This is a genomic window from Oscillospiraceae bacterium (genome assembly GCA_035380125.1).
Taxonomy (GTDB): domain Bacteria; phylum Bacillota; class Clostridia; order Oscillospirales; family JAKOTC01; genus DAOPZJ01.
In genome coordinates this window covers 16,207-34,059 of record DAOSWV010000009.1, presented here as the reverse complement: position 1 = coordinate 34,059, position 17,853 = coordinate 16,207, and the positions used below count along the sequence as shown (strand labels likewise).

Here is a 17,853-nt window from a genome sequence, read left to right as displayed (position 1 = left end):
CGCAGCAGATAAAGTTTATGGGGCTTTTTATTCCAATCCGCAGACGTCCAAAAAGCGATTGTAGGCCTCATCCCAGACGGCTGTGTCGGCAGGTTCATAGGTGGTGACGTCGAACGAGCGGGCGATGCACTCGCGCGCTTCATGAACGTCTGTGAATTCGCCCTCGGCGATCAACTGCATGCAGACATTTCCGATGCCGGTGGCCTCAATCGGGCCGGCGACGACGGGTCTTCCGATGGCGTTTGCGGCGAACTGGCACAGCAGCTTATCCTTGACGCCGCCGCCGACCAGGTGAATCACGTCGAGCCTATATCCCAGCAGTTTTTCGAGATTCGTAATAGCATATCGGTAAGCCAGAGCCAACGATTCTGTGATGCAGCGGGAATAGTCACCGATACCCTCGGGCAACGGCTGACCGGTACGCTCGCAGTATTGTTTAATTCTGGCGGGCATATCACCGGGGGTCTTGAACATCTCGTCGTCGGGGTTGACAAAGCGGCGCAGCGGTTCTGCCAAGACGGTGTAGGTGTCGATATCTTTAAATGACAGATTCTTTCCTTCGCGGTTCCATTGGTTGCGGCATTCCTGCATCAGCCATAGGCCCATGATATTTTTCAGGAAACGGGCGGTGCGGTTGACGCCGCCCTCATTGGAATAATTGAGTTTATAGGTGTCGTCGGAAATCAGCGGCTTGGGCAGTTCGGCGCCGAGCAGTGACCAGGTGCCGCAGGAGATAAAGGCGAATTTTTCGTCCTTTGCGGCGGGGACAGCAAGCACTGCCGAACCGGTGTCATGTTCGGCCACCGCGCAGACCTTGACGGGTTTGCAGCCGGTCTGACCGCAGACGTCCTCATTCAAAACGCCTTTCGAGGTGCCGGGTTCGACCAGCGGCGCGAATATATCAGCCGGAATCCCCAGCTTTTTCATCAGTTCCTTATCCCAGTCGCCGGTTTTAGAATTCAGCAGCTGCGAAGTGGACGCCATGGTGAATTCGTTGGTCATGTTTCCGGTCAGGAAATAACACAGCAGATCGGGGACCAATAAAAACGTTTTAGCGTGTTTGAGCAGTTCCGGTCGTTTTTTGGCAATCGAATAGAGCTGAAAGATCGTGTTGAACCACATAAACTGGATACCGGTGCGGTCATAGAGGTCTTTTTTGCCGGTAACGGCAAAAACCCGGTCGGGAATGCCGTCGGTGCGGGTGTCGCGGTAATGCACCACGTTTTCAAGCAGTTTTCCGTCTTTGTCAAGCAGACCGAAATCGACGCCCCAGGTGTCGATACCGAGCGAGACAAAGTTGTGACCGCCGATGACAGCCTTTGAAATCCCTTTCAGAATTTCGTGATAGAGCCGCAAAAAATCCCAATAAAGCGTGCCGTTTACGGTGACCGGGTCATTCGAAAACCGATGGATTTCTTCAAGCGTAATTTTTCCGTCGACCAGAGAACCGATGACAGCCCTTCCGCTTGATGCGCCGAAATCGAACGCGAGAACTTTTTTGGACATGAATACCTCCGAAGAACATTTTTAGACAATCTTTATTTTATCACAGCAAATTATCTATTGCAATCAAAAAGAGCGGTAAAATCAAGAACAAACGGTTTAAGATCGGTAATGCGAAAGAGTTGTGTTAACAGACGCGGTCTTTGTAAAACGGAAACCGATTTCCCAAACGGCAGGGGAATTGACAATCTGCAATACAAACGGTATAATTTTTGAGCGATTCAAGACGATTCGGGGTCGAATCGTCCCCGAATCACCCACAAAGATCGCAAAAACGGACAAGGAGGCGGGACGGTGAGCAAAAACAGCACAATTGCGGCGATATCCACACCGCTCGCAGCCGGCGGCATAGCCATGATCCGAATTTCGGGCGAAAATGCTATCGAAATGGCTCAGAAAATTTTCTTGTCCGCAGCAAAGCCGTTGAACGAACTCAGCGGTTACAGCGCCGCTTACGGCCGATTTACCGAAAACGGAGAAACCTTCGATGACGGCGTAGCGATCATTTATAAACAGCCCCATAGTTACACGGGTGAAGACGTGGCCGAACTCTGCTGCCACGGCGGCGTGTTTTTGGCGCAGAAAGTGCTGAAATCCGCGCTTGAAGCGGGCGCAAAACCCGCGCAGCCCGGCGAATTCACCCGCAGGGCGTTTGAAAACGGAAAACTCTCGCTCACACAGGCCGAAAGCGTAATGAATTTGATCTATGCGGCGGGCGAATCGGCTTTAAAGGAAGCCAAAGCCGCCAAAGACGGCATGCTGGCAAAGAAATTGGATGCGATCAAAGCCGACTGCATCAGCGCGGCGGCGGATGTCGCAGCTTTTTTAGAATATCCCGACGACGATGTTCCGGAACCGGACGGCGTCGATAAAAAACTTGCTTCGGCAATCACAAAATGCAATGAACTAATCAAAAATTTCGATAACGGCAGGGTCTGGCGCGAGGGCTTGAAGACCGTCATCGCCGGAAAACCCAACGTCGGCAAATCCGCCATTATGAATCTGCTGGCCGGCTGCCCGCGCTGTCTGGTAACGGCGACCGAGGGCACGACCCGCGACGTGATCACAGAGAGCGTACGACTCGGCAGTGTTTTATTGAATCTGGCTGATACCGCGGGAATTCGTGAGAGCGGCGATGAGATCGAACAGCTCGGCATCGAAAAGACCAAACAGGAACTTGCCGAAGCACAGTTGGTATTGGCGGTTTTCGACGGCGCACAAAAACTGGACGACCGCGATCGCGAGGTCATCGCATTGTGCAAAGACCTGCCTGTGTTGTGTGTGGTCAATAAAAACGACCTTCCGCAGATCATCGAACAAAAACAGCTTGAAAATGCCTTTCAAAAGGTTGTCAATATCAGCGCATTCGACGAAAACGCGGTCAAAACGCTCGAAGAGGCGATCAAAAGCGTTGTCGGCGCATCGGAGCCGCAGACCGGCATTTTCAACACGCGCCAGCGCGACTGTTTGATTCGGGCGAAAACCGAAATCGAAAACACCTTATCGGATATCAAGGCGGGCATCACCGCCGACGCATCCCAAATCGGCATCGAAGCCGCAATTGCGGCGCTGTGCGAACTGACCGGCGAAAACGTCCCCGAAACGCTGATTGACGAGATTTTTTCGCGTTTCTGTTTAGGAAAGTAAACAATGTAGGGGCGGGTAGAACCCGCGGTCAAACGCGTCATAGAATCATCTGCCCATAAGCCACATAGCGCGCGCTTCCGACCCCGGTATTTTTCTGTAGGGGCGGATAATATCCGCCCGGCGGCGAGACGCCGCTGTCAATACGCGCCGCCATGATGGCGGTTTCAAACGCGTCATAGAACCTGCGAACCATAAACCCGATAGCACGCGTCAATAAATTCCCCTCTATAATGGTGTCGCTATACCGCCCTATGGGCGGCTTTGACACCTTTGGGGTGGCACGGAGGAGCCGTGACGGGGTGGTCATTTCCTTGTAGGGGCGGATATAATCCGCCCGTGATTCAACCTTAGAGGCAACCCAATGGAATTAACAAAAATTCCCCTCTGTGGAGGGGTGGCACGGCGAAGCCGTGACGGGGTGGTCGTTTTCCTTGTAGGAAGCGGATGATATCCGCCCTTACACCAAATAACAAACGTTTTACCTCGAAAGGACATTACATGATCGAATACAACGCCGGAAAAATTGATATTGCGGTGGTCGGTGCGGGACATGCCGGCATCGAAGCGGCGCTCGCGGCGGCACGACTCGGCTGCGAGACGATTTTGTTCACCCTGAATCTCGACGCGGTGGCCAACATGCCCTGCAATCCGTCGATCGGCGGCACGGGCAAAGGCCAGCTGGTGCGCGAACTCGACGCTTTGGGCGGCCAAATGGGCAAATCCGCCGACGAGGTCTGCTTGCAAAGCCGCATGCTGAATCTCGGAAAAGGGCCTGCGGTGCGCAGTTTGCGCATGCAGAGCGACCGTCCGCGCTATAAAACCGTGATGAAGAAAATCATCGAGAACCAACCGCACCTTCAGCTGGTTCAAGCCGAAATTATCGCCGTCGAATATGATGAAGAGAACAATATTATCGTCAAAACCGCTCTCGGCGCGAGATATCATACCAAATCGGTCGTCATTGCATCCGGCACCTATTTAAAAGGAAAAATCCACATCGGGGAGGTCAATTACGAGGCCGGACCGGACAACACGCGCGCGGCCAACGGACTCTCCGATTCTTTGAAAGCCCTCGGCATTAAACTGATGCGCTTTAAAACGGGAACGCCATCCAGAGCCGACGGAAACAGCATCGATTACAGCGTTTTGGAACGGCAGCAGGGCGATATTCCGCCCGAGGCCTTTTCCTATGACACCGATCCCGCGACCCTGCGAAACGATTATCCCTGTTATATCGCATGGACAAACGAAAAAACGCATGAGGTCATCCGCAAAAACCTCGATCGCTCACCGCTGTTCGCAGGTGTGATCGAGGGGATCGGTCCGCGCTATTGCCCGAGCATCGAGGACAAGGTCGTGCGATTTGCAGACAAGACCCGCCATCAAATTTTCATCGAGCCGACCGGTGCCGACAGCAAAGAGGTCTATATTCAGGGCATGTCCTCGTCGCTGCCCGAAGAAGTCCAACTCGAATTTTTGCGAACCATCAAAGGGTTTGAAAATATTAAAATTATGCGAACGGCTTATGCCATCGAATACGATTGCTGCGATCCGCTTCAACTGGCCCCGACACTGGAATTTAAAGAATTCCTCGGCATTTTCGGCGCGGGACAGTTTAACGGCACGAGCGGCTACGAGGAAGCGGCGGTGCAGGGCTTTGTCGCAGGGGTCAATGCGGCGCATAAAGTTTTGGGCAGGCCCGAATTTATTCTGACCCGCGAAAACAGTTATATCGGCACATTGATCGACGACATCGTGACCAAAGGCGTCGTCGATCCCTACCGCATGATGACTTCGCGCTGCGAATACAGACTTGTGGTGCGGCAGGACAACGCCGATCTGCGTATGATGCCGCATGGCCGCGAACTCGGTTTAGTCGATGATGGGCGCTGGGAGCGGTTTTTAACCAAAAAGGCGCAGCTCGAAGCCGAAAGAAAACGGGTTAAAGAGACCACGATCAAAAACAGCCCCGAATTGAACGCTTTGCTCGAACAGACCGGTTCATTACCGCTCACGGGCGGAATCCGGCTGTCGGAAATGTTGAAACGCCCGCAGATCTCCTATGCCGACCTTGCGCCGTTCGACCCGACCCGACCCGATCTGCCCGCCGATATCGGAACCGAAATCGATATTGAATATAAATATGAGGGCTATATCCGCATCCAGCAGGAGCGCATCGACGAACTGCGCCGCATCGCGGTCAAAAAACTGCCGCTCGATGTCGATTATAAAACAGTCGACGGGCTGCGGCTCGAAGCCCGCGAAAAGCTGAATAAAATCAGACCCCGCGACCTCGGTCAGGCCTCGCGCATCTCCGGCGTGACACCCGCCGATCTGGCGGTGCTGTCGGTCTGGCTGACCAAACGCAGCAAGGAGGAAAAAGCGGATGATTGAAAAATATTGCGCCGAACACAGCATAGAATACACCCCGCAAATCGACGAAAAACTGCATCATTATGCGGATTTTCTGATCGACTACAACCAAAAAGTCAACCTGACGGCCATCAAGACCCCGGAGGATATCGAGGTCAAACATTTTATCGATTCAATTACATTATTATTGGCGACCGAGGTCAAAGGAAACGTTTTGGACATCGGCAGCGGCGCGGGATTTCCGGGTGTGGTCTTAAAACTGTTTCGTCCGGACATCGAACTTTCACTGATGGACAGCAACGGAAAGAAAGCGAAGTTTCTTGAATTGCTTTGCCAAGAAATGGAAATAAAAGGAAATATCATTTTGGGTCGGGCGGAGGATCTCGGCAACAAACAAGAATACCGCGAAAAGTATGATTTGGTCTGTGCAAGAGCGGTCGCCGAATGTAACGTCCTGTGCGAATACTGCATGCCGTTCGTCAAAACGGGCGGCACATTCGCGGCCATGAAGGGCTCAAATTGGCAGGAAGAACTCAACGGCGCACAAAACGCGATCAAAATTCTCGGCGGCAAAATTAAAGAAACTAAAGAATTTGCTTTACCCGACGGGAGCCGTCGCGGTATTATTCTGTTAGAGAAAATATCGCGTACACCGACAAATTACCCCCGCATCGGCGCAAAGATTTCAAAAAAACCGCTTTAAAACCCCGAACAAAACCGGAAATGGACGAAAAGTGTCGCATGAAATGAGTGGACAACCCTCTTTTTAAGATTTATTCTTGAAAAGGGGGATTATTATGCAAAAACAGAGATATGCGATGATCGAGACCTATAAGATTTCACCGAATCCGTTGCAACCCAGAAGGAAATTTGATTCCGAAAAATTACGTAATTTAGCCGAGAGTATCTCACAACACGGTGTTATACAACCGATCTCGGTACGAAAGACACAGCAGGGATATGTATTGATTGCCGGAGAACGCCGACTGCGTGCTTCAAAATTGGCGGGCATCGGAAAGATTCCCTGCATGTTGGTCGACACCGACGAAGTCGGCAGCGGCGTGATGGCAATGCTGGAAAACCTACAGCGCGAAGATCTGAATTTTTTCGAAGAAGCCGAAGGAATTCGTTCTCTGATCGAACATGCCGGTATCTCACAAGCGGACGCCGGACGGCTGCTGGGGAAGACCCAGCCAACGATCGCAAATAAGATGCGGGTGTTGTTGTTGGAAGAGAGCATCCGTTCAAGAATCCTATCTGCGGGGTTGACTGAACGACATGCGCGTGCGCTGTTATGCGTCGAACCGGAATTAAGACAAAAAGTTCTGAACCAGATCATCGAACACGGTCTTAATGTGGCACAAACAGAAGAACTGATCGAACGGTTAAATGTCGAACACCCGAAACGAATCATCCGAGGCGCGCCCAAAGATTTAAGATTATTCAACAATTCTATCAAGAGCGCGGTGAGTTCCCTGAATAAGTGCGGTATCGAATCCCGATTTTCGATGAACGAATTCGAAGACCGGGTTGAATATATGATCTGGGTAAAAAAGAGTTAAATGTTCCACGTGGAACAATTTGAATGAAAAGTTATTCAATCAAAGACAATTGATATAATCAACCATTGAGTTCTTTGCTGTATGCCACACCCCGAAATGTTCCACGTGGAACATTTCGGGGTGTGGTCTTTAATTCCACTCTGTAGACGGGTACCAGCGGGCGGGGTGGTTATATTAATATGATTTACAAAGGAAGCGTCATGTTTTTTTATTTCTGCTGGTTGTATGCTTTTAATTGTTCCACGTGGAACATTTTTATATGGACAAAACAGATTAGTATATGTTTTCGTATTGAAAACACTGTCGAAACATGATAAAATGTCCCCATACCAAAAGAAGGACGGTATCTGCGTGGAAAAGAAGGGAAAAATTATAGCAATCGCCAACCAGAAGGGCGGCGTGGGTAAAACGACGACTACGGTTAACCTGGCGGCGGCGCTCGGGGCGCATGGATACAGCGTGTTGTTGTGCGACATTGACCCACAGGGTAATTCGACGAGTGGATTCGGCATCGAAAAAAGAAATATGACCGGCAGCTCGTATGATTTGATCATCGGCGAGAGTACAGCTTCCGACGTCATCGTTAAGACGAAGTTCAAGGGTGTCAGTGTGATTCCGGCGGGAATGGCGCTTGCGGGCGCGGAAGTGGAACTGGTTGAGGTCGAGAACCGCGAGAGTCGTTTAAAACTGGGGATCACCGGGCAGCGCCAAAATTTTGATTATATCTTTTTTGATTGCCCGCCGTCGTTGGGACTACTGACGCTGAACGGTTTATGTGCGGCAGACACCGTTTTGGTGCCGATTCAGTGCGAATATTTTGCATTGGAAGGTCTTTCGCAGCTGATGAACACGATTCGGCAGGTCAAACGCCGTTATAACGAGAACATTGATATCGAGGGCGTTCTGCTGACGATGTTTGACGGGCGGTTGAATCTGACCATGCAGGTGGTTGAGGAAATTAAGAAATACTTTCCTAAAAAGGTATATGCAACCACGATTCCGCGAAACGTCCGCGTTTCGGAAGCGCCGAGTTACGGTGAACCGATTATGTATTATGATCGGCTTTCACGGGGAGCGATGGCCTATGAGGCGTTTTGCAAGGAGTTTATAAAGAATAACAAAAGAAACGGAGATGCAAAATGAGTACGAAGAAAAGATCCCTCGGCAGAGGATTGGATGCATTACTTGATGACAACACTTCGGAAGAAAGCGGCGTAACCACGCTGCGCATCTCTCAGATAGAACCCAACCGCGCACAGCCGCGTAAGGATTTTGACCAACAGCAGTTGCAGGAACTGTCCGATTCGATCAGAGAACACGGCGTTTTACAGCCGCTTTTGGTCTGTGAAAAAGACGGCGGGTATATTATTGTAGCGGGTGAACGCCGTTGGCGGGCCGCACGCATGGCCGGATTGACCGAAGTGCCGGTTTTGGTTCGGGATTACGACGACCAGACGGTGGCCGAGGTCTCGCTGATTGAGAATTTGCAGCGCGCCGACCTGAATCCGATCGAGGAGGCGGCGGGTTATCGCAATTTGATTGAGGAGTTCGGATTTACGCAGGAGAGCGCCGCGCAGCGTGTGGGGAAGTCACGATCTAGTGTGGCCAACTCGCTGCGGCTGCTTACTTTGCCCGATCCGGTTCAGGTGCTGCTGCGGGAAGGCCGACTTTCGGCAGGTCATGCAAAAGTGTTGGGCGGCATTTCCGATATCGAGCGTTGTGTTGAATTGGCAAAAGAGAGTGCCGACGGAAAGATGAGCGTCAGAGACCTGGAAAAAGCCGCTGTCGCGGTGGAAAAACCGAAAAAACAAGTAATTCCGAAAACGCGCGAGAGCTTTTACGACGAATTTGAGATCGCCGTCAAAGGAGAGATGGGACGTAAGGTTCGGGTTGCGAAAGCGCCTGCGGGGGACAAGCCCGGCTGTATCGAGATCGAATTTTTCTCGAAAGAGGATTTATTGGATCTGGCGATGGTTCTAACGGGTGAAAAACGCGCCCAAAATAAGAACAGCGAAAACGATGAATGACCGAAAGGATTTTATAAAATGATTGATATTAAACTGCTCAGAAACGATCCCGATTTGGTTCGGGAGAATATGAAAAAGAAATTCCAGGACAAAAAGCTGCCATTGGTGGATGAGGTTCTGGAGCTGGATAAAAAATTCCGCGAATCCAAGACTCGCGGCGACTGGCTGCGTTCGCAGCGTAAGAGCATCAGCAAGGCCATCGGCGGGATGATGGCGCGCGGTGAAAAAGACGAAGCCGAAAAAGCCAAAAAGCAAGTCAGCGATATGGCGGACGAACTGGCCGCGCTCGAGACCGCCGAAACCGAACTCTCGGAGGAAATCCGGAAACGGATGCTGGTGATTCCGAATATCATTGATCCGTCGGTGCCGATCGGGCATGACGACAGCGAAAACGTCGAGGTCGAAAGGTTTGGCGAGCCAAAGGTACCCGAATTTGAGGTGCCGTACCACGTCGAGATCATGGAAAGGTTTAACGGAATAGACCTCGACAGCGCCCGCAAGACCAGCGGAAACGGGTTTTATTATCTGTGCGGCGACATCGCGCGGCTGGAATCGGCGATTTTGTCCTATGCGCGCGATTTTATGATCGATAAGGGCTTCACCTATTACATCCCGCCGTTTATGATCCGCAGCGACGTGGTCAGTGGAGTGATGAGCTTTGCCGAGATGGAAGGCATGATGTATAAAATCGAGGGTGAAGATCTTTATTTGATCGGAACCAGCGAGCATTCGATGATCGGAAAGTTTATTGACACGACGCTTGACGAAGATTCGTTGCCGCAGGCGCTGACAAGCTATTCGCCTTGCTTCCGCAAGGAAGTCGGTGCGCACGGCATTGAGGAACGCGGCGTCTACCGCATTCATCAGTTCGAAAAGCAGGAGATGATCGTGGTCTGCAAACCCGAGCAGAGTCCGGATTGGTTTGTAAAGCTGTATAACTTTACGGTAGAGTTTTTCCGTTCGTTGGACATTCCGGTACGCACCCTGGAGTGCTGCTCCGGTGATCTGGCCGATTTAAAGGTCAAGAGCATCGACGTCGAGGCGTGGTCGCCCCGTCAGCAGAAATATTTTGAGGTCGGCAGCTGTTCGAACCTCGGCGACGCGCAGGCCAGACGGCTCGGAATCCGGGTGCGCGACAAGGCCAGCGGAAACAACTATTTCGCACACACGCTGAACAACACCGTAGTCGCCCCGCCGCGCATGCTGATCGCGTTTTTGGAAAACAATCTGCAGGAAGATGGCAGTGTAGTGATTCCGGAACCGCTGAGACCTTATATGGGCGGGAAGACGAAGTTGGGTTAATCGGATTTTTGTAGGATCTGATATTTAAAACGCACACGGTATTTATGAAAACCGCGTGCGTTTTATAAATCACAGAGAAAATGCCACCAGTTTATTTGTATTTCAGAGGATAAAAATAATCGAAAAGAGCGAAAATATCATTTAAGTTAACTAAAAGTTGAGTTGATTTGATGTATTCCGTATGGTCAAAAGATTATTAATAATGCCATAATTAAATATATAAAACAAACGAGAGGGAATTGTTATGCTTGATTATAAAATAGCCGGGTCGATCATCGCTTCATATCGAAAAAAGAACGGATTATCGCAGGAACGACTGGCCGAATTGTTAAACATCTCGCCGCAGGCCATCAGTAAATGGGAAAACGGGCATTCCTTGCCGGACACCGCACTGCTGCCGGTGTTAGGACAAATTTTTAGCTGTACCATCGACGAGCTGATTATGCCGGCTTATCTGTCGGATGCGAAAATCGAAGACGAAAAGCCGAACATTCTGCAGCAACAGGCCGAGCATATAGCCAAATGCGTCTTACAACAACTTGAAAAGGTCAAAACGCCGGATCAAATGCCCGGTTTGGATGATCAAACGATCATTCAGGCGGTTTCAAGATCCAATCCCAATCTCGGTAATTATACAATCAGCAGAAATCCGCAGGAAAAGAAACCGCGCTACACGGATACATATATAAAAGTCTCCACGCCGCAAAAAGATTATAAATTGCTCCAGAGAATTTATTCCGATCACGATAAAGAATTATCGGGATATCGCTTGGTTGGGAACCACACCTTTTCCATCCCCAATCTTTATCATATCGACGATTCGTCAAAAACGATATTGATGGAAGACTTAAGCGATGGTTATATTCAGGGGTTTTATTATGATGAGGAAAATGAAAACGGAACAATCATCAGGAGACATTACGACCGTCTGTTAGATGCAACGGCGGATTTTCATGCGGCTTTTTGGGAAGACTTCGCTACTTTTGAACAAATCGGGCTTGACTGGCGCTATCAGTCCGCAGAAAATTTGGCGGCACATCTGTTCGGGATGGAAAAGGATTTCATAAAATACAAAGAAAAAGAGGAGAAACACCTAATACCCCATCAATGGGAATGCTTTGTCAATGAGTTGGATATTAAGAAGCTTCATTATTTTCAGGATGCCGTTCATTATTTAAAGAAGAATTATAAAAACACGCTTGAAAGATATCAAGTCGGAAGCAATGTGACGATTATTCACGGGGATTTACATCCGGGGAACGTTTTCATTGCAAAAACGCCCGACAGGACAGTGAAATTTATCGATTTACAGGCAATCCGTATCGGATTGTGTACCGAGGATTTGGCAATGCTGTTGGCGCTTCATATCGAGCCGGATCAAAAACTTGCGAAACCGCTTATTGACCGGTATTACAAAAGATTGTCCGGGACTGTAAAAAACTATTCATATGAGATGTTTATCAGGGATTTGAAATTATCCGTTGCCGAAAGTATGTTTTTCCCGATACGGCTGATGAACCGGGGGATTTACGATTTTTCCATGAGAGACAAGGCGATCAGGGCCTATGAAACATATGTGCTTTCCGATTCATTGAAATAAATTTTCTAACGGTTAATTGCAAGAAAAAACTCCGGTGAAAATCATTTCGCCGGAGTTTTTTGCTATTTATGAGATGAATGCTTTTTATTTCTTGGATTTCGATTTGGAAGGGGCTTTTTTCGCCGACGACTTCGCGCTGATCTTTGAAGCGGTTTTGGCGGGCGTCTTCTTAACGGGCTTTTTCGCGTGTGCTTTTTTGGCGGCGGTCGCGTCTTCCGCGTCCTGCCATGCCATGCACAGCGGTACTGCACAGAATTGAGCGCCGAACAGGCCGATGAGCGTTCCGATCAGCAGCGGAATGGCCGTATAGGTCAGGTCCGTAATATTGACAAGAACACCGGTGACGGCGACTGTGCCTAAGATAATGACGGCTGCGGCGGCGATCTTGATATTTCTGGACATCAGGACTGCGCCGGTCTCGTTCGCCACATCGTCGTGATCATGAACATGTTTGGATTCATGCATCTCGCGGGCCTGGCCGAATGCCATCGCCGAGAAGAACAGAGCCACTGCGAAGGAACAAACCGAAGCGACAGCCAGCGGATAAGAGAATCCCGCGCCGATGACAACAGCGACAATCAACACGCCGCCGACTGCGGCAAAAGCCGGGACAAAGGCGGAAAGCGCGGTCTTGAGGCCGTAACGGAATGCGAGGTAAAGGCCTGCAACCAACAGGGTCGCCACTCCGGTAAAGATCAGGAACATGGTCATGCCCGAAGTGCTTTTTCCGGTGATTGTATTGAGTGAGAGCACGGAGTAGCTGGCGCCGAGTGTCGAGACCAATGTCTGTGCATCGACCGAATTGAAATCGGTGCCTTCAAAGGTGACGTTTGCGGCTTCAAAGTTTCCCGAGATTTCATTGCCGGTGACAACGGTGTAGGGCAGATCGGTTGCCGCAGCCAATTCGGTGTCAAGCTTGGAATAATCCAGCGGGATATCCACGCATTTAACCGTTAAAACCGTGCTGTCGGAAAACGGGGCTTTCTCAGGGAGCCCGATGCCAACGACAAGGGCAGCGGCAACAACGACGAGCGCTGCACAGAGGATGGCGTAAAACTTGGCTTTTTTATAATACATCTTTTTTTCCTCCAAATAAGAAGGGTTTTTTGAAAGCATTGATTCCGGAGAGCATATTTATCATCACGCGCTGGACCAAAAGGACAACCAGCATCGTGAGGATAAGTCCATACAATAATGAGGAAACCAACGGATAGATCGTATAACCGCCGGGATTTACGCCCATCCAGGACAGGAAATTCGTGAACCAGGCGAGATGGTAATTGGAAGTGCCGAATGCGGCCATCGCGAAAAACGCGGTGATGCCGGCGACGATGACGCCGTCGACGGTGGCAGCCGACATGCCTTTTAAGCCGCCTCTGACGGTCATATCGAACGACGCTTTTTCATTGAACCCGCTCTTGATGCGTTCGGCCTGCCAAACGCCCAAAGCAACGGTAATAACGCCGAGCAGAATGATCGTGAAAATGGCCGGGACCGTTACCGTAGTGAGATCAAATGCCGGGAAATAACGGGTGAATAATATAACCGAGAGCGTAGATTCCAGAATCAATCCCAGCGAAATGACAACGCCCGTGAGACGATAGAAAACAATCAACAGGATGCATATAACGGCAAAGGAACAACCGGTATAGAGGAGGATGTTTTGCAAGGTATTTGTTTCGGTCGGAGACATCTCGATGATGTTTTCATAGGTGAAGCCGAAGGGCATTTGTCCCAAATTGATTTTATAGGCCAGCTCATTGGCTGAATCCATTGTCATGCTGTCGCTGGTGACGACCAGTTTGCCGTTTGTGATGGCGGAATCAATGGTATAGGCGGTCAACATGGTGCTGTCCATCCAGACCGAGAGCGTGCCGCCGGACATCTGATAGGTGGCAGAGGTCAGTGCGGACGTGCCGTCATCATTCAGATAAATCTGAACAGCGGGCTGATTTTCGTCGGTGGTTCTGCCGGTAATAGCGCCGGAAACGCCGTCGTTGCTGAGAATGATATCTCCGGTGGGAAGGTAATTCTCATCGACATCATCGCCGTTGCGGAAAGTCAGAACACCCTTACCGCGGATATCTTCGAGCAGCGATTGGATTTGATATACGGAATAATCCTCTGTGAGGGGAATGGTGAGAACAATTTGATTGTTGGTATAGTCGATATTGAGGCTTACGCTGTTGTATTGTGCAATACTCAACCGGCCTTCAATGAGATCTCTGGCTTCTTCCAGTGCATCGGCTGTGACTTCGGAACCCTCTTCCGGAGTCAAAACAATTTGGGCCGTTTTGCCCAGATCAATACCGGTTAATAAACTCTTGGTGCCTCTGATTATCGTGTTTTCACGCGCGCCATACCAGGTATACACACCGGCAAACGCCGTGTAGCCCAGTCCGAGGATCAGCAGGGCGATCACGAAAAAAACAAGGCCTTTTGCTTTTTTCATCCTTCTTACAGTCCTTTGCAGAAAATTTGTTTGGTCAACACCAAAATGTGTCGACGACAATTATATAACAACCGCGTTCGAAAAGTCAATGATTTGGTCTATATTGACGGCGGTAAAAGGGATTACATCGACTCGGGCGTCGAGATTTTGAGCATTTCGAGAATGTTGCAAAGCGCCGTCTTGACGGCGAGGCACAAAGACAACCGTGCGTTGGTCAGGGCTCTGTCCTCGGTGTTGACACGGCACTCGGTGTAGAATTTATGGAACAAAGTGGCAAGGCTGACCGCAAACCGCGTAACTTTGGACGGGTCACGGGTGACGGCTGCATCGATGACAACCGACGGCAGTGTGGTCATAAAGGCAATCAGATTGCGCTCTTCTTCGGTGATCAGCAGGGCGAGTTCGGCAGCCGTGGGCTCGTGGTGGGTAATGCCTTCGGCGGTCAGATTCTTGATGATGCTGCAGATACGGGCGTGGGCATACTGGGTATAGTATACCGGGTTTTGCGAGGTTTGCTCCAACGCAAGGTCGAGATCGAATTCCATCTGGCTGTCTGGGGTGCGCATGTTGAACAGAAAACGCACCGCGTCGGTGGGAATTTCGTCGAGCAGGTCGGTCAGGGTGATGGCGTTGCCGGTGCGTTTACTCATCTTGACGAGTTCGCCGCCCCGTGTCAGCTTGACCATCTGCATCAAGATCGCCTCGAGCCGGTCTTCTGCGACGCCGACGGCAGGCAGAATCTGCTTCAGGCGTTTGACATAGCCGTGGTGGTCGCTGCCCAGCACGTCGATGGCGAGATCGAAGCCCCGGGTGACCAGTTTATTATAATGATAGGCGATATCCGGCACGATATAGGTCGGATAGCCGTTGGAACGCACCAGTACAAAATCTTTATGAAAAACTTTTCCGGTTTCACCGGAGGTTTCTTCGGCAGGCAGTTCCTCGTCTTCGGCGTTGGGGTCTGAATCGGGACAGTCGGGTTCGTCCCCAACCATAAACCAAAGCGCGTCGTTTTTTGTATAGGTCTTACCGCTGTTTTTGAGCAGTTCAATCACGCGCTCGACTTCGCCCATTTTATATAAGGAACTCTCGTAGAACCAAAGATCGTAACGGATGCGGTATTTGTCCATATTGGCGCGCAGGTAAGAGACGTTTTTGGGCAGCGCGAACGCGACCAGCGCCTTTTTACGCTCGGCGGGATCTGCGTTGACGTATTTTTCGCCGTTTTGTTCGGCGAAGGACTTGGCGTGTTCAATGATATCTGCGCCGTGATAGGAATCGTCGGGCATGGGGTGCTTGTCCTCGCCCTCAAAAAGCTGCAAGTAGCGGGTCTCGAGCGACAGGCCGAATTTGGCGATCTGGTTGCCTGCGTCGTTGACGTAAAACTCGCGGCCGACCTCGTAACCGGCGGTTTGCATGATCGCGGCGAGGCAGTCGCCCAAAGCGCCGCCGCGGGCGTTGCCCATATGCGCGGGGCCGGTCGGGTTGGCCGAGACGAATTCAATGAGAACTTTTTTGCCGCCACCGAAGGAAGTGCCGCCGAATTTGCTGCTGAGGGACAACACCTCATTGACCGCCGCGGCATAAAACGCGTCGGACAAAAAGAAGTTGATAAAACCGGGGCCGGCGATCTCGGCGCGGGCAAAAAAAGTATTGACAAAATCAAATTTTCCGACCAGCAGTTCGGCCAGTTTTCGCGGCGGCAGCCGGTAGGCCTTCGCGCCGGCCATTGCGGCGTTGGCTGCGAAGTCGCCGTTTTTGCGGTCTGCGGGGACTTCGATGGTATAACGCGGCGCGGGACAGTCGGGCAGGGTGCCTTCGGCGGTCAGGGCATAAAGAGCGGTTTTCACCAACTCGTCGGCTTGTTGTTTTGCGGTCAGGAAAACGGAATCATTCATGTTTTAAACATCCTTCAAGTTTTAATTCGAGATTCGGAGAAAGAGTTAACGGTTGGCAGTTAAAAGTGAAAAGTTAAGGTGTTTTGCGTTGCAATTGATTTTGTTCACGGGTATGTCACTGTTCACTGTCAACTGTTAACTGAGAAAAGGCGGGCGAATACGATTCGCCCCACAATAAAGGCGTTGCGGGCGGATGATATCCGCCCCTACATTAAAGGCGCTGGGCCTTGATTTTGATGTTGTTGCGGCTGGCGAGAGAGGTGTTGATGTCGATGGCGTAGTCAATCTCCATGTCCAACCGGTCGGGGCTGTCGGTGATCTTGATATCGCCGCCGTTAACCCCTATGTAGACATCGCCGAGCGGCGTATGATACTGGCAGATATGTCGTCGCCCTTTTTCGATCAGTAAGCCGCTCTCGCCGTCGCGTTCAAGTTTGAGCAGTTTGCCGTCGTAGCGCAGCACGGTGGTGACTTCACCCAACCCGTGTTCGACGGGTTCGGGATATTCCAGATAGAGCTCGCCGTTTTCGTTTTTCATCTTGCCCTCGACGAAAAAGTCGCTGACCGTCTGATCGGGATCGGTGAACTGGGTGCCGGTGATATGCAGTTTGACGGGTTGTTTTTTCATAACAGTACCCCCTTTTCGGAAGTTTAGAATGTGTTTGGATTTAGTATTGGTCGATATCGACCAAGGTACAGGAGTGATTGCCCATGTGAGGCAGATCATTTAAAGTGTCTTTGGCAAAGAGCTCGAAAGCTTCGGGTCGGTCTGAGACGTAAAATTCAAGCGCGCCGCCGTTTTGATTATTCAGATGTTCTCCCGCTAAGAAAGCGGCGATTCGTTTGGCGGCTTCTACTGCAGGATCAATCAATATGATGCCGGGCAGGTGATTTTGAATGGTCTGCCGGAGCAGGGGATAATGGGTACAGGCCAGTATCGCCGCCGCCGGTCTGCGTTCCGCGATTTTTTTGAGATAGAAGTTCGCCGCTTCATTGGCAATCGGGTCGTCCGGGTCGGTATGGCCGTTTTCAACCAGCGGAACAAACAGCGGGCAGGCCTGCTCGACGATTTGTGCGTTGGGTTTTGCGGCGGTGATCAGCGAGCGGTGGCTATGGCTTCGGATGGTTGCCAGTGTACCGAGTACGGCGATTTCACCTTTGTCCGCAAAATTTACGGCTTCCGCAGCACCTGCCGAGACGACATCAAAAAACGGAATGCCGACGCTGCTTTGAAGCGCTTTCCCCGAGACGGAGCTGACGGTTCCGCAGGCGACGACCATGGCTTTGATATTTTTGGTCATTAAAAAGGCGGCGTCCTGGGCGGCATATTTATTGATTGTGGTTTCGGGTCGGGAACCGTAAGGCACGCGCGCGGTGTCTCCGAAATAGACAATGTTCTCATGGGGGAGCAATCGAACCACTTCCCGAAGAACGGTCAGCCCGCCGAGGCCCGAGTCAAAAATGCCGATGGGGTTTTCAACGCGCATGC

15 protein-coding genes are annotated in these 17,853 nt (G+C 50.9%); 8 read left to right on the top strand and 7 right to left on the bottom strand.

Features of this window, described 5'->3' with window-relative positions:
• Window positions 1-27: 27 nt before the first annotated feature.
• Window positions 28-1,506 carry a rhamnulokinase family protein gene (locus PK629_04685; protein ID HOP10766.1) on the bottom strand — a complete coding sequence of 493 codons (1,479 nt, stop codon included), beginning with the start codon at window positions 1,504-1,506 and terminating at the stop codon, window positions 28-30.
• A gap of 291 nt (window positions 1,507-1,797) precedes the next feature.
• On the opposite strand from PK629_04685, the gene mnmE reads away from it, so the two are divergent.
• The gene (mnmE, locus tag PK629_04680; protein HOP10765.1) at window positions 1,798-3,150 is read left to right on the top strand and encodes a tRNA uridine-5-carboxymethylaminomethyl(34) synthesis GTPase MnmE; all 1,353 of its coding nucleotides are present in this window, start codon (window positions 1,798-1,800) and stop codon (window positions 3,148-3,150) included.
• Between the two features lie 37 nt (window positions 3,151-3,187).
• Here the strand turns inward: mnmE and PK629_04675 are convergent, their stop codons facing one another.
• Window positions 3,188-3,364, bottom strand: coding sequence for a hypothetical protein (locus PK629_04675; protein ID HOP10764.1), 177 nt, complete (start codon window positions 3,362-3,364; stop codon window positions 3,188-3,190).
• Window positions 3,365-3,648: 284 nt separating this feature from the next.
• Between PK629_04675 and mnmG the strand changes: the two genes are divergently transcribed.
• The 7 genes from mnmG (at window position 3,649) to PK629_04640 (ending at window position 12,014) form a co-directional block, all read left to right on the top strand.
• Window positions 3,649-5,544 carry a tRNA uridine-5-carboxymethylaminomethyl(34) synthesis enzyme MnmG gene (gene mnmG / locus PK629_04670; protein ID HOP10763.1) on the top strand — a complete coding sequence of 632 codons (1,896 nt, stop codon included), beginning with the start codon at window positions 3,649-3,651 and terminating at the stop codon, window positions 5,542-5,544.
• Window positions 5,537-6,226 (top strand): 16S rRNA (guanine(527)-N(7))-methyltransferase RsmG, encoded by a 690-nt coding sequence (rsmG, locus tag PK629_04665; protein HOP10762.1) that lies wholly within the window; start codon window positions 5,537-5,539, stop codon window positions 6,224-6,226. The genes mnmG and rsmG overlap by 8 nt, the downstream gene beginning before the upstream one ends.
• 94 nt (window positions 6,227-6,320) lie before the next feature.
• A complete protein-coding gene (locus tag PK629_04660; protein HOP10761.1) occupies window positions 6,321-7,085 on the top strand; it encodes a ParB/RepB/Spo0J family partition protein in 765 nt (254 codons plus the stop codon).
• Window positions 7,086-7,436: 351 nt separating this feature from the next.
• On the top strand, window positions 7,437-8,228 hold the full coding sequence (locus tag PK629_04655; protein ID HOP10760.1) for an AAA family ATPase: 792 nt from the start codon (window positions 7,437-7,439) through the stop codon (window positions 8,226-8,228).
• Window positions 8,225-9,112, top strand: coding sequence for a ParB/RepB/Spo0J family partition protein (locus tag PK629_04650; protein ID HOP10759.1), 888 nt, complete (start codon window positions 8,225-8,227; stop codon window positions 9,110-9,112). The genes PK629_04655 and PK629_04650 overlap by 4 nt, the downstream gene beginning before the upstream one ends.
• Before the next feature lie 18 nt (window positions 9,113-9,130).
• Complete coding sequence (gene serS / locus PK629_04645) at window positions 9,131-10,414, top strand: serine--tRNA ligase (GenBank protein ID HOP10758.1); 1,284 nt, start codon at window positions 9,131-9,133, stop codon at window positions 10,412-10,414.
• Between the two features lie 244 nt (window positions 10,415-10,658).
• Window positions 10,659-12,014, top strand: a complete 1,356-nt coding sequence (locus tag PK629_04640) for a helix-turn-helix domain-containing protein (protein HOP10757.1) — start codon at window positions 10,659-10,661, stop codon at window positions 12,012-12,014.
• An 84-nt stretch (window positions 12,015-12,098) separates the two neighbouring features.
• On the opposite strand, the gene PK629_04635 is transcribed toward PK629_04640, so the two are convergent.
• From PK629_04635 to murI, 5 genes are all read right to left on the bottom strand, one after another.
• Window positions 12,099-13,091 carry a hypothetical protein gene (locus PK629_04635; GenBank protein ID HOP10756.1) on the bottom strand — a complete coding sequence of 331 codons (993 nt, stop codon included), beginning with the start codon at window positions 13,089-13,091 and terminating at the stop codon, window positions 12,099-12,101.
• Complete coding sequence (locus PK629_04630; GenBank protein ID HOP10755.1) at window positions 13,081-14,466, bottom strand: hypothetical protein; 1,386 nt, start codon at window positions 14,464-14,466, stop codon at window positions 13,081-13,083. Before PK629_04630 ends, PK629_04635 begins: the two co-directional genes overlap by 11 nt.
• Before the next feature lie 122 nt (window positions 14,467-14,588).
• A complete protein-coding gene (argS, locus tag PK629_04625) occupies window positions 14,589-16,364 on the bottom strand; it encodes an arginine--tRNA ligase (GenBank protein ID HOP10754.1) in 1,776 nt (591 codons plus the stop codon).
• A gap of 211 nt (window positions 16,365-16,575) precedes the next feature.
• The gene (locus tag PK629_04620; GenBank protein HOP10753.1) at window positions 16,576-16,992 is read right to left on the bottom strand and encodes a DUF1934 domain-containing protein; all 417 of its coding nucleotides are present in this window, start codon (window positions 16,990-16,992) and stop codon (window positions 16,576-16,578) included.
• Window positions 16,993-17,032: 40 nt separating this feature from the next.
• Window positions 17,033-17,851, bottom strand: a complete 819-nt coding sequence (gene murI / locus PK629_04615; protein HOP10752.1) for a glutamate racemase — start codon at window positions 17,849-17,851, stop codon at window positions 17,033-17,035.
• Window positions 17,852-17,853 lie beyond the last annotated feature (2 nt).